Here is a 12,583-nt window from a genome sequence, read left to right as displayed (position 1 = left end):
TAAGCCCTTCCCCTTCAGGGGAGGGTTTGGGGTGGGGCCGTGCCGCAAATTCCTTGCTTGGGACTCGCGGATAGGCCCCACCCCAACCCCTCCCCTGAAGGGGAGGGGCTTCGTATGAACGACCGCGCGCTGATCGAGCGGTTCCTGGAAATGATGGCAGCCGAAGCGGGCGCGGCGAAGAACACGATCGCGGCGTATCGCAGCGATCTGGCGCTGGCGTCGGAATTTCTCGAATATCGGCTGGGCGAGGCGTCCGCCCCTGATCTGTCGCGTCTGGGCGAGCATTGGCTGGACCTGTCGCGCTCCAGCGTGGCGCGGAAATCTGCGGCGCTGCGGCGGTTCTTCGCGTTCCTGGCCGATGAGGGGATCCGACCGGACGATCCCGGTGGAGCGTTGCCGCGACCGGGGGCGCAGCGCGCGCTGCCCAAGACGCTGGACCATGCCGATGTGGATCGGCTGTTCGCCGCCATCGCCGGCAGGATCGCCCGCGACCCGCCCGACCCTAACGACCTGCGGCTCGCGGCTTTGGTGGAGTTGCTCTACGGATCGGGGCTGCGCGCGACCGAATTGGTCTCGCTGCCGCGCAACGCGATCTCGCCCGACCGGCCGTATCTGATTCTGCGCGGCAAGGGTGGGCGCGAGCGGCTGGTGCCGATTTCCGATCGCGCGCGGGCGGCGGTGGCGGCATGGCGGGCCTATGTCGCGGTCGACCGGGCGTGGCTGTTCCCGTCGGGCAAGGCGTATCTGTCGCGGGTGCGGCTGTATCAGTTGTTGAAGGGGCTGGCGGCGGAGGCGGGCATCCCGCCCGAACGCGTCTCCCCGCACGTCCTGCGCCATGCCTTCGCAACGCATCTGCTGGAGGGTGGGGCGGATCTGCGCGCGCTGCAATCCATGCTGGGTCATGCCGATATCGCGACGACGGAAATCTATACGCACATCGACAGCGCCCGGCTGGTCGCGTTGGTCAACGAACGGCATCCGCTCAACGATCGCACTGGCGGAGACCGTCCGAAGCCGCCACGCGTTGACGTCGGCAAGCAGGGGGCTTAACCGCCCGGCGCTATGGCAAGCTTTCTCGATTTCGAAAAACCCATCGCCGAACTGCAGGGGCGGATCGACGAACTGCGCGAAACCGCCGCCGACGGCACAGTCGATATCGACGCGGAAATCGCCAAGTTGCAGGCAAAGTCCGACAAGGCCCTGCGCGATACCTATGCGCGGCTGACGCCGTGGCAGAAGACCCAGGTAGCCCGTCACGGCGAGCGGCCGCACTTCAAGGATTACGTCGCCGGGCTGTTCGACGATTTCACGCTGCTGGCCGGCGACCGCGCGTTCGGTGACGATCAGGCGATCCTCGGCGGCTTCGCGATGTTTCGCGGCACGCGTGTGATGGTGATCGGCCATGAAAAGGGCGACGATACCGCCAGCCGCCTCCGTCACAATTTCGGCATGGGCAAGCCCGAGGGATACCGGAAGGCCATCCGCCTGATGGAATTGGCCGACCGTTTCGGCCTGCCGGTCGTGACGTTGGTCGATACGTCGGGCGCGTTCCCCGGTGTGCAGGCCGAGGAGCGCGGGCAAGCCGAGGCGATCGCGCGTTCGACCGAGACGTGCCTGTCGCTCGGCGTGCCGATGGTCGCGGCGGTGGTGGGTGAGGGCGGTTCGGGCGGCGCGATCGCGCTGGCGGCGGGTAATCGCGTGCTGATGTTCGAACATGCCGTCTATTCGGTGATCTCGCCCGAGGGTTGCGCTTCGATCCTGTGGCGCACCGCCGACAAGGCACCGGACGCGGCCGAGGCGATGAAGGTGACGGCGCAGGATCTGAAGGGTCTGGGTGTGATCGACACGATCGTGCCGGAACCGTTGGGTGGGGCGCACCGCGATCCGGCCAAGGCGATCGCCACGCTGGGCGATGCGATCCAGAATGCTTTGGGCGGCCTGGCCGGCCTGGACGAGGTCGCATTGCGCCGCGATCGGCGCGAGAAGTTTTTGGCGATGGGCCGGCTGTAACGCACCGGCCCTTTACGCCAACTGGAGCTTCAGCTCGCTTTCATATTCGACGAAACATTGCCGAACGTGGTCTTCAGGCGATTGCCGAGACCTTGCATGGCGGCGATGGCCGCGACCGCGATCAGTGCGGCGATCAGGCCGTATTCGATCGCTGTTGCGCCGCGCGTATTGCGCAACGCGCTCAAGATGAAGTGTATCATTATCCACCCCTGGACAAGAAAAGGGGCGACGAAACCAAAGTTTCGCCGCCCCCGAACTTCGATAAGCTTTAGAAGCTTACGAAGCCTTCATGTTCGACGAGACGTTGCCGAACGTGGTCTTCAGCTGGTTGCCCAGACCCTGCATGGCAGCGATGGCGGCGACGGCGATCAGAGCGGCAATCAGGCCGTACTCGATTGCGGTTGCGCCCTTGGAATTCTTGATGAAGTTGCGAATCTTCTGCATTTTCGGTCTCCAGTTTCAGTCTTCAGTCACCCGGCCGAACCGGAGAACCGGCATCGACGCATTAAGATTTAGGCGGGCAGGGTTGAGGAAAACTTAAAGACGGAAAATATTTTCGGGCGCTTGGAACTTATTGCCCGTTGCGGGCGCGTTCCATCTTGGTGTTCACGTTGCCCCACATGCCGACCGTCGAATTCGCGACCTCGACAAAGGCGGCGATCATCGTGATGACGACGAGGGACAGGATCAGACCGTACTCGATCGCCGTACCGCCCTTGCGGTCGCGGGCCAGCCGCATGAGGAATCGTGTGAACATTCGGTTGCGCGCCCCGGACCGAGTACATCTGAATGCGAAATCTAGTTCTGGAGCGTTAATGAATGACGAATAGGTCCGACCAAATCGTGGCGACCAGCCTGTTCCCGGTGGTCGCGGCGGCGCTGGTCGATGCGTCCGGCCGGGTGCTCGTCCAGCAGCGCCCGCCGGGCAAGCAGATGGCGGGCTTGTGGGAATTCCCGGGCGGCAAGGTCGAATCCGGCGAAACGCCCGAGGCGGCGCTGGTGCGAGAGCTGGCGGAGGAGTTGGGTATCAAGGTCGATGCGGCGGCTTTGACGCCTGCTACGTTTGCCAGCGAGCCACTTGGTGGAAAGCATCTCTTGCTGTTGCTGTATGTCTGCCGCGACTGGATCGGCGAACCGGCCGCGCTGGACGCCGTGGCGCTCAAATGGGTCACGCTGGCGGAGATGCGCGGGCTGGACATGCCGCCGGCCGATGCGCCGTTCATCGACACGCTGGAGCGGTTACTCTAGCGCCCGGTCGTGACCTGTCCGCCATCCATCAGGGTGATGCGGATGCTGACCCACGCCCCGATCTGCTCCTTGCCGCCCACGCGCGGCGGGCGGACGCGGAATTGCCACGCCGCCTGGCGGAATGCGCGCGCCAGTCCCGAGCCGAGCGGCGATTCGTCCAGCGCGCGACAATTCTCGACATGGTAATTCTCGATCGTCTTGCAGGCGATCAGGCCCCAGCCAGGTTGCACGCGCGGCGGAAGATAGCCGTTCAACTCGGCGTTCGACGGTTCGCGATACCATTCCGCATTGTACAGCCGCTCGCCGCCCGGGCCGGATCCGGGGCCATAGGCCGATCCGCTATCCTTGCCGGCCACCGCCTGGCCATCGCCATCACCGTCACGACCGGGGCGCGACAGGGCGGTGCCGACGGCGTTGAACATGTCCTTGCCGCCGATCAACTGGGGGAGTTCGATCGGCTTGGGTGGCGTCACCGGCGGTGCCGGGGGCTTGGGCGGTTCGGGTGGTGCCTTGGGCGGCGATCCGCGATCGGTCTCACGCGCCTTGTCGACCTTGGGTGTCGCGGGGCCGGGCGTGGGGGCGGGGTTCGGCACCTCGGTCAGCGTAAAGGTGGTGGGCGGTTTCTCCTCCACCTTGTGCGTCACGGACGGGGCAAGCCGCAGCATCACCAACAACACCAGCAGATGCGCGATGATCGCGAACGCCAGCCCGGTCGCGCGGCGGCGATCCGACGCCGAGCGATAGCCCGATGAATAAGGTGGGTCCGCCTGGGGCGCAATGGACGTCGGCTGCATTGTGCGGATGTGGCCTGGACCCGTAACGTAAGTATGTCAGCGCGGATCGATCGCTGGAGGCCCGACCGGGAATCGAACCCGGGTGCGAGGATTTGCAGTCCTCTACGTCACCACTCCGCCATCGGGCCTCGACGAGCGAGGCGGCGAAATGCGGCGGTGCGGCGCTGCTGTCAACCATTCGTGCGATTCTGCGATATTCTATTTGTCACGGCGTCGCTTGGCGTGCGCCCCACGGCACGATACAAGCCGCGAAACGGAACAAGTGTATTGCATGGCTAAAACAGCTATGCGATGAAGGTCGAAGTAAGGGCGGCGGCATGAAACTCAACACGATCGATTCGGACGGACAGGTGGCGATGCGCCACGCGATGGTGGCCAGCCAGTTGCGCACCAATGCGGTGAGCGACGCTCGCGTCGTCGCGGCGATGGCCCGCGTGCCGCGTGAGGATTACCTGCCGGTCGAGGCGCAGGACATGGCGTACCGCGATACCGCGCTGCCGTTGGGCCGGGGCCGCTTCCAGAACGTGCCGATCGCCACCGGCCGGATGCTGACCGAAGCGGTGTTGCAGGCGACCGACCGCGTGCTGTTGATCGGCGCTGCGGGTGGCTACACTGCCGCGGTGCTGGCTGAGATCGTCGCCTCGGTGACGGCGGTGGAGAGCGATCCCGCGCTGGCCGCACTAGCGCGCACCGCTTTGGTCGGGTCGCCCAAGGTTACTTTGGTCGAAGGTCCGCTCCAGGCCGGTCATGCCGAAGGCGGCCCCTTTGACGTATTGTTCATCGACGGCGCGGTAGAGAGCATTCCCGACGCGCTGGTCGCCCAGGTCGCGACCGGTGGACGTGTCGTCGGCGGCGTGGCCGATCGCGGCGTCACGCGGCTAGCATCCGGGCGCAAGACGGCGGGCGGCTTCGCGCTGCTGCCGTTCGCGGATATCGATTGCGTTCCTCTGCCCGGTTTCGCGCTCGCGAAATCCTTCACCTTCTGAAAGACCCGTTGATGCGCCGGACATATCTGCTGCTGGGTAGCGCGCTGACGATGGTCGCGGCGCCCGCCATGGCCGAAACGCTGAAAGAGGCGTTGCTGAAGGCGTACAACACCAACCCGACCCTGTCGGCGGATCGCGCCAATGTCCGCGCGATCGACGAGAACGTGCCGATCGCGCGGTCGCAGGGGCTGCCGTCGCTGAACGTCTCGGGCAATTACACCGAGAACGTCGTGAATGCGCAGAACAGCTTCCTTGCGCCTGCGCGTCAGGCGACCGGGCAGACGACCTTTTCGGTGCCGATCTATGCCGGCGGCGCGGTGCGCAATGCGGTGAAGGCCGCGGAAGTGCGTGTCGAACAGAGCCGCTTCGGCCTGCGCAACACCGAATCGCAGCTCTTCACCGCCGTCGTCGGCGCGTATATGGACGTGATCCGCGACGAGGCGATCGTCTCGCTCAACCGGCAGAACGTGCGCGTGCTGGACGTCAACCTGCAGGCGAGCAGCGATCGCTTCCAGGTTGGCGATCTGACGCGCACCGACGTGGCGCAGTCGCAGGCCCGTCTGGCCGTGGCGCGCAGCCAGTTGCAGACCGCCGAAGCGCGGCTGATCTCCAGCCGCGAAAGCTATATCCGCCTGATCGGCAACGCGCCGGGCTCGCTGGAGACGCCACCGCCGGTGCCCGATAGCCCGACCGACCCCGATACGGCGGTCGAGGTCGCGATCAAGAACAATCCGGCCTTGCTGGCCGCCGAAAAGGCGCGCGATGCGGCGCGCTTCGACGAGGGGACTGCGCGCGCGGCGCGCCTTCCACGGCTGAGCGCCAATGTCGGCGGCAATTATTATAATTATCTCGGTTCGCTCGGTTCGAGCACCGGGCAGTCGATTCCGCAGAGCGGCACGGCCGCAACGGTCGGCCTAGGCCTTACCCTGCCGCTGTATCAGGGCGGGCGTCCGGCGGCGCAGGTCCGTCAGGCGCAGGAACGGCGTGGCCAGGCGATCGAGCAGGTGACCGAGGCGGAGCGCCAGGTGATCGCCAACACGCGATCGGCCTATGCGGTGTGGAAATCGTCGGAGGAGGTGATCGCCTCGTCCGAAGTGGCGGTAAACGCCAACCGCCTGTCGCTGGAGGGCGTGCGCGCCGAGAACAGCGTGGGCAACCGCACGATTCTCGACATCCTGAACGCCGAGCAGGAATTGCTCAATTCGCAGGTCACGTTGGTGACGGCGCGGCGCGATGCGTATGTCGCGCGGTTTGCGTTGCAGGCGGCGATGGGGCGCGCGGAGGCGCGGGACTTGGGGCTGGACGGCGGCGCGCTCTACGATCCGGTGGTCAATTACAAGCGCGTGCGGCATAAATTGTCCGACTGGGGTTCCGATCCCGAGCCTGTGCCGCAGGCGACCACGACGCGCGACACCAAGGCGCAGGGCGCGGAGGTGACCAAGCCGCTCGATCCGATTCTAGACACGCCGGTTGACAGGGACGTTGCAAATCCCGCAGGAACGCCGCGTTAAGCATCGCGAAACCGCGATGCCGTGCGTCGAGGGTCGATCGATGGGGGATATCAGCGCCGAACCTTCGATGGAGGACATCCTCTCGTCGATCAAACGCATCATCGCCGAGGAAGGCGATGCTGCGGTTGCCGCGCGCAGTTCGCGCCGTGCTGCTGCCGCGCCGCGTGCGCCCTTGCCGATCCCGCGCGCCGATATCGACGATTTCAGCCATGACGAGATTCTGGAACTGAGCGAGCCGGTGCGCGCGGCCGTGCCGGAGCGGATCGTTCCTGCCCCAGTCGAGCAGGCCCGGGTGGAGCCGGTAAGTGTCGAGCCGCCCGTTCCGGTTCCGGCGGCACCGAAGGCCGAAGCTCCTGCAGCGATCGCCGATTCGATCATTTCCGTGCAGGCGACGCAGGCGACCCGTGGGCCGCTCGAAGCCCTGTCGCGCATGGTCGTGAAGCCTGAGGTCAGCGGTTCCGATACGCTCGAGGCGCTGGTCCGCGAGATGCTGCGCCCGATGCTGCGCGACTGGCTCGACGCCAAGCTGCCCGGTCTGGTCGAGCAGATGGTGGCCAAGGAAATCGCTCGGATCACTGGCCAGCATTGATTGGTTGGCGGTCGGTGGAGGTCACTGCCGCCGCTGGATAGTTCGGTGCTACTTCTCCCTCAAAAATGACGCTTCCCCGGCGGAGGCCGGGGCCCAGTCGCGCAGGTCGATGTAACAACGTTCGGCACTTGATTACTGCTGTCTCCCGACCGGGCCCCGGCCTTCGCCGGGGAAGTCCAAAGGGTGGCTGAGCGTCGATCACCTCTTCGCCAGCGTATAAAAAGCAGGCCGTTGCTCCGATAGCGGAAACTGGCCTATCACTTCCGGCCATGAAGAGGATCCTGTCCGCGAGCATGCTCGCCATCGCTATAGCCGCAACGCCTGCCGCTGCCCGTCAACTCACCATCGACGATTTGACGATGTTGTCGCGCGCCTCGTCGCCTGATGTGTCGAAGGACGGGCGTTGGCTCGTCTGGCAGCAGCGCGAGACTGATCTCGCCGCCGACAAGGGGCGGTACGATCTCTGGCGGCTCGATCTGTCGCGCAAGGGTGCCACGCCCGAGAAGCTCGCCGCGGAAGCCGATGTCAACGAAACCGCGCCGCAGCTCTCCGCCGATGGCCGCACGGTCTATTTCCAGTCCGACAAGGGCGGCGACGACGCGATCTGGTCGATCGGCATCGACGGTAGTGCCGCGAAGAAGCTGACCGGGTTCCAGGGCGGCTTCGGCGGCTTCAAGGTCGCGCCGACCGGTGACAAGATCCTCGTCTGGGCCGACCGCCTGCCCGGCGCGCCGAGCCTTGCCCCCGCGATGATCAAGAAGGATCCGAATGCGGGGCAGGGGCGCACCTATGACCAATTGTTCGTGCGCCACTGGGATACGTGGGCGGATGGCACGCGGTCGCAATTGTTCGTCCTGCCGCTCGGGCCGGATGGCGCGCCGGGCGACGGCGTGGCGATCGAGAAGACGCTGATCGGCGATGCGCCGTCCAAGCCTTCGGGCGGCGGCGAGGAAGTGTCGTGGAGCGCGGATGGCCGGACGGTCTATTTCGCACTGCGCGAGGCGGGGCGGATCGAGCCGCTATCGACCAATCTCGACATCTTCGCCGCACCCGCCGACGGATCGACTCCGCCGGTGAATTTGACGGCCGCCAATCGCGGAACGGATACCCTGCCGACGGTGTCGCCGGACGGCCGCAGCCTCGCTTATGTCGCGATGGCGCGTGCCGGCTACGAAGCCGATCGCCAGGTGCTGATGCTGCGCGATCTTGCCACCGGGCAGGTCCGCCCGCTGACGCAAGCGTGGGATCGCTCGGTCGGGTCGATCGCTTGGAGCAACGATAGCAAGACGATCTACGTCACCGCCGACGACGTACAGGAAACGCCCGCTTTCGCCGTCGCCGCCGCGACCGGCAAGGTCACGCGGCTCACGCAGCAGGGTCATGTCTCGGGCGTAACGCCGACCGCCAAGGGGATCGTCTTCGCGCTGAACAGCCTGACCGCGCCGGACGATTTCTACCGCCTCGACGGCAAGCGCACGACGCGCCTGACCTCGGTCAACGCCGAGAAGCTGGCCGGGATCGACCTGCCGACCGTCACGCGGTTCAGCTTCGCCGGTGCCAACAACGACACCGTCTGGGGCTATGCCGTGAAGCCGTATGGCAGCAGCGGCAAGGTTCCGATCGCCTATATGGTGCACGGCGGGCCGCAGGGATCTAGCAACAATAGCTGGTCGTATCGCTGGAACCCTGCGGTGTTCGCGGGCGCGGGCTATGGTCTGGTCGCGGTCGATTTCCATGGTTCCACCGGATACGGACAGGCGTTCACCGATGCGATCCGCAACAATTGGGGCGGCTGGCCGCTGGAGGATCTGCAAAAGGGCCTCAAGGCGGCGACGACGAAATTCGCCTGGCTCGATGCCGACAATGCCTGCGCGCTCGGCGCGTCCTACGGCGGCTACATGATGAACTGGTTCGAAGGACAGTGGCCCGATCGCTTCAAGTGCATCGTGCAGCATGACGGCGTGTTCGATGCGCGCGCGATGGCCTACGAAACCGAGGAATTGTGGTTCGACGAGTGGGAACATGGCGGCAAGGCCTATTTCGAAGACGCGCAGGCGTTCGAGAAGTGGAACCCGGTCAATTACGTCACCGCGTGGAAGACGCCGATGCTGGTGATCACCGGCGAAAAGGATTTCCGCATTCCCTACACTCAGGGCCTGGCGACCTTCACCGCGCTGCAACGCCGTGGCATCCCCTCGCGCCTGCTGGTCAACCCGAGCGAGAACCATTGGGTGCTGAAGCCGAAGAACTCGCGGCAATGGTATCGCGAAGTGCTGGGCTGGATGGGGACGTATACCGCGAAGAAATGACCTTGTCCGTCACCCCCGCCTTCGCGGGGGTGACGGACAAGAAGTGCTTGGGTAAAGCCCAAGCATGACCGAACTCCCCAAAACCTTCGACCCCGCCGAAATCGAATCGCGCTGGTATGCGCATTGGGAGGCGACCGACAAGTTCCGCCCCGACCGCCCCGGCGCGGAGCCGTGGACGATCGTCAATCCGCCGCCCAACGTCACCGGCAACCTGCATATCGGCCATGCGCTGGACAATACGCTGCAGGACATCCTCGCGCGCCACGCGCGATTGCAGGGTAAGGATGCTCTGTGGGTGGTCGGCACCGACCATGCCGGCATCGCGACGCAGATGGTGGTCGAGCGGCAGTTGAACGCCGCTCAGGACAAGCGCACCAATTACACGCGCGAGCAGTTCGTCGAGAAGGTCTGGGCGTGGAAGGAGGAGAGCGGCGGCACGATTACCGCACAGCTCCGCCGTCTCGGCTGCTCGATGGACTGGAAGAACGAACGCTTCACGATGGACCCGGGCTTTTCGAAGGCCGTGCTGAAAGTGTTCGTCGATTTGCACAAGCAGGGCTTGCTGTATCGCGACAAAAGGCTGGTGAACTGGGATCCGGGCCTCGGCACCGCGATCAGCGATCTCGAGGTCGAAACGCGCGAAATCAAGGGGCAGTTCTGGAAGCTGCGCTATCCGCTGGAAGACGGTTCGGGCTTTATCGAGGTCGCGACGACGCGGCCCGAGACGATGCTTGCCGACATGGGCGTGGCGGTGAACGAGAAGGACGATCGCTACACGGCGTTGGTTGGCAAGAAAGTGCGCCTGCCGATCACCGGCCGCCTGATCCCGATCGTGACCGACGATCATGCCGATCCGGAGCTTGGCTCGGGCGCGGTGAAGATCACGCCGGGGCATGACTTCAACGATTTCGAAGTGGGCAAGCGTGCCGGCATGAAGGCGGGCGAGATGCTCAACATGCTCGATGCCAAGGCGCAGGTCGTGCAGGTTTCGGACGGGCTGATCCCGGCGGAGTTGCTCGGCCTGACGACGGCGGAGGCGCGCAAGGCGGTCGTCGCGCGGCTGAAGGACGAGGGTTTCCTCGTACCGCACATCGACAAGGACGGCGAGGAACACGATTCCGAACCGCGCACGATCCAGACGCCCTATGGCGACCGCTCCGGCGTGGTGATCGAGCCTTGGTTGACCGACCAATGGTATGTCGATGCGGCGACTTTGGCGCAGCCCGCGATCGACGCGGTGCGGAGCGGCGCGATCAAGATCGTGCCGAAGACCTGGGAGAAGACGTTCTTCAACTGGATGGAAGGGATTCAGCCCTGGTGCGTGTCTCGCCAATTGTGGTGGGGGCACCGGATACCGGCTTGGTTTGGGCCTGCAATTCAAAGCAATGGCGAGCTCGCATATGTTTTTGGCAATGAAGCTGTAACCGGACTCCAGCGAGAATGCTTCGTCGCGGAGACGGAAGCTGAGGCGATCAAACTTGCTGAGAAAAAATACGGTTCGAGTAATGTGCAGATTGGCGACCACGACGCTGAGAATCTAACTGATGAGATAGTGGCTGCCGCGAAACAGCAGCGTGAAAAAATCTTGCTGTTCCAGGATCCCGACGTCCTCGACACGTGGTTCTCCTCCGCGCTCTGGCCGTTCGCGACGATGGGCTGGCCGGATGACCTCTCCTCTAACCCCTCCCCTTCAGGGGAGGGGCAAGGGGTGGGGGATGCCTCGCAGAGAGGTCAGCTCGCCGGACTGCCCCACCCCAACCTCTCCCCTGAAGGGGAGGGGCTTGAGAAGAACACGCTCCACGGCCGCTACCCCAACGACGTGCTGATCTCCGGCTTCGACATCCTGTTTTTTTGGGACGCCCGCATGATGATGCAGGGCATCCACTTCATGAAAGACGTGCCATTCCGCACGCTCTACCTGCACGGCCTGGTCCGCGCGGCGGATGGGTCGAAGATGTCCAAGTCGAAGGGCAATACGGTCGATCCGCTTGGGCTGATCGATCAGTACGGCGCGGATGCGCTGCGCTTCTTCATGGCGGCGATGGAGAGCCAGGGCCGCGACATCAAAATGGATGAAAAACGCGTCGAGGGCTATCGCAACTTCGCGACGAAGCTGTGGAACGCGGCGCGCTTCTGCCAGTCGAACGGCATCGTCGCGAGCCAGCATCTGGAAGCACCAAAGGCCGAACTGGCGGTGAATCGCTGGATCATCGCCGAGACGATCCAGGCGGTGCAGGCGGTGGATCTGGCATTGGCCGATTACCGCTTCGATGGCGCGGCGAACGCGATCTACCAGTTCGGCTGGAGCCGCTTCTGCGACTGGTATATCGAACTCATCAAGCCGGTGCTCGGCCAGATGGATGCCCCGGCGAGCGGCCCGGAAGCGGACGAGACGCGCGCGGTGGCGGGCTGGGTGCTCGATCAGTTGCTCGTGCTGCTCCACCCGTTCATGCCGTTCATCACAGAGGAATTGTGGTCCAAGATGGGGCCGCGCGACTATGATCTGATCGTCGCGAAATGGCCGATAGCGGATGCGCGGGCGATCGACCCGGAGGCGGCGAAGGAAGTGGATTGGCTGATCCGCCTCGTCAGCGAAGTGCGGGCGGCGCGGGCCGAGTTAAGCATTCCGCCGGGTTTGAAAATCGATTTTGTTATTCCGGATGCTCGCGAAGACACGAAGAAAAGACTTTCGATGTTCCTCCCTGAATTGGAACGGCTGGCGCGCTTCAAACCGGGCGTGAGCGCGCGCCAAGGCGCGACGGTTCAGATCGTTCATGATGATGAAGTGTATTATGTTCCGCTCGAAGGCGTGGTCGATCTCGATGCCGAACGCGCTCGACTTACCAAGGGCATCGCGGCCGCCGAGAAGGAGCGCGATGCGCTCGCTGGCCGGCTCGGCAATGCGAGCTTCGTCGAGCGCGCCAAGCCGGAAGCGGTGGAGAAGGCGCGTGCCGATCATGCCGACAAGGCGGCCGAGGCCGAACGGCTCGGCGCGGCGCTGGCGCGGTTGGGTTGATCGCTTCCCCACATCCGTCATCCCGGCGTAGGCCGGGATCGCCATGGGGCGAGCGTCACGCACGCCTCCCGGAGACCCCGGCCTGCGCCGGGGTGACGGGGAAAGCCGAATTGGCGGGAT

The 12,583-nt window shown here is 64.8% G+C and carries 12 protein-coding genes and 1 tRNA gene; 8 read left to right on the top strand and 5 right to left on the bottom strand.

Going from position 1 to position 12,583, the window contains the following annotated elements:
• The first annotated feature begins 114 nt into the window (after window positions 1-114).
• Both U1738_RS02115 and U1738_RS02110 read left to right on the top strand, forming a co-directional pair.
• Entirely contained in the window at window positions 115-1,050 is a 936-nt protein-coding gene (locus U1738_RS02115; RefSeq protein WP_332787379.1) for a tyrosine recombinase, read from the top strand.
• Window positions 1,051-1,062: 12 nt separating this feature from the next.
• Window positions 1,063-2,010 (top strand): acetyl-CoA carboxylase carboxyltransferase subunit alpha, encoded by a 948-nt coding sequence (locus tag U1738_RS02110; protein ID WP_332787378.1) that lies wholly within the window; start codon window positions 1,063-1,065, stop codon window positions 2,008-2,010.
• Between the two features lie 29 nt (window positions 2,011-2,039).
• On the opposite strand, the gene U1738_RS02105 is transcribed toward U1738_RS02110, so the two are convergent.
• The 3 genes from U1738_RS02105 to U1738_RS02095 form a co-directional block, all read right to left on the bottom strand.
• The gene (locus tag U1738_RS02105; protein WP_332787377.1) at window positions 2,040-2,210 is read right to left on the bottom strand and encodes a Flp family type IVb pilin; all 171 of its coding nucleotides are present in this window, start codon (window positions 2,208-2,210) and stop codon (window positions 2,040-2,042) included.
• Between the two features lie 76 nt (window positions 2,211-2,286).
• On the bottom strand, window positions 2,287-2,454 hold the full coding sequence (locus tag U1738_RS02100) for a Flp family type IVb pilin (protein WP_055779010.1): 168 nt from the start codon (window positions 2,452-2,454) through the stop codon (window positions 2,287-2,289).
• Window positions 2,455-2,581: 127 nt separating this feature from the next.
• On the bottom strand, window positions 2,582-2,749 hold the full coding sequence (locus U1738_RS02095; protein WP_332787376.1) for a Flp family type IVb pilin: 168 nt from the start codon (window positions 2,747-2,749) through the stop codon (window positions 2,582-2,584).
• 80 nt (window positions 2,750-2,829) lie between these two features.
• On the opposite strand from U1738_RS02095, the gene U1738_RS02090 reads away from it, so the two are divergent.
• Window positions 2,830-3,258, top strand: coding sequence for a (deoxy)nucleoside triphosphate pyrophosphohydrolase (locus U1738_RS02090; protein WP_332787375.1), 429 nt, complete (start codon window positions 2,830-2,832; stop codon window positions 3,256-3,258).
• On the opposite strand, the gene U1738_RS02085 is transcribed toward U1738_RS02090, so the two are convergent.
• Complete coding sequence (locus U1738_RS02085; protein ID WP_332787374.1) at window positions 3,255-4,052, bottom strand: hypothetical protein; 798 nt, start codon at window positions 4,050-4,052, stop codon at window positions 3,255-3,257. The genes U1738_RS02090 and U1738_RS02085 overlap by 4 nt on opposite strands.
• Before the next feature lie 54 nt (window positions 4,053-4,106).
• Window positions 4,107-4,180 (bottom strand) — tRNA-Cys (locus U1738_RS02080).
• Between the two features lie 189 nt (window positions 4,181-4,369).
• On the opposite strand from U1738_RS02080, the gene U1738_RS02075 reads away from it, so the two are divergent.
• From U1738_RS02075 to U1738_RS02055, 5 genes are all read left to right on the top strand, one after another.
• Window positions 4,370-5,038, top strand: a complete 669-nt coding sequence (locus tag U1738_RS02075) for a protein-L-isoaspartate O-methyltransferase family protein (RefSeq protein ID WP_332787373.1) — start codon at window positions 4,370-4,372, stop codon at window positions 5,036-5,038.
• Window positions 5,039-5,049: 11 nt separating this feature from the next.
• A complete protein-coding gene (locus U1738_RS02070) occupies window positions 5,050-6,549 on the top strand; it encodes a TolC family outer membrane protein (protein ID WP_332787372.1) in 1,500 nt (499 codons plus the stop codon).
• A 40-nt stretch (window positions 6,550-6,589) separates the two neighbouring features.
• Window positions 6,590-7,138 carry a DUF2497 domain-containing protein gene (locus U1738_RS02065; protein ID WP_332787371.1) on the top strand — a complete coding sequence of 183 codons (549 nt, stop codon included), beginning with the start codon at window positions 6,590-6,592 and terminating at the stop codon, window positions 7,136-7,138.
• A gap of 269 nt (window positions 7,139-7,407) precedes the next feature.
• Entirely contained in the window at window positions 7,408-9,447 is a 2,040-nt protein-coding gene (locus tag U1738_RS02060) for a S9 family peptidase (RefSeq protein WP_332787370.1), read from the top strand.
• Between the two features lie 64 nt (window positions 9,448-9,511).
• Entirely contained in the window at window positions 9,512-12,463 is a 2,952-nt protein-coding gene (locus U1738_RS02055; RefSeq protein ID WP_332787369.1) for a valine--tRNA ligase, read from the top strand.
• The last annotated feature ends 120 nt before the right edge of the window (window positions 12,464-12,583 follow it).

Origin of the sequence: Parasphingomonas caseinilytica (assembly GCF_036663755.1) — a bacterium.
In the GTDB taxonomy this organism is placed as follows: Bacteria; Pseudomonadota; Alphaproteobacteria; order Sphingomonadales; family Sphingomonadaceae; genus Sphingomonas.
Note: the sequence above shows the minus strand (reverse complement) of the source record. Positions and strands in the feature narration are given on the sequence as shown.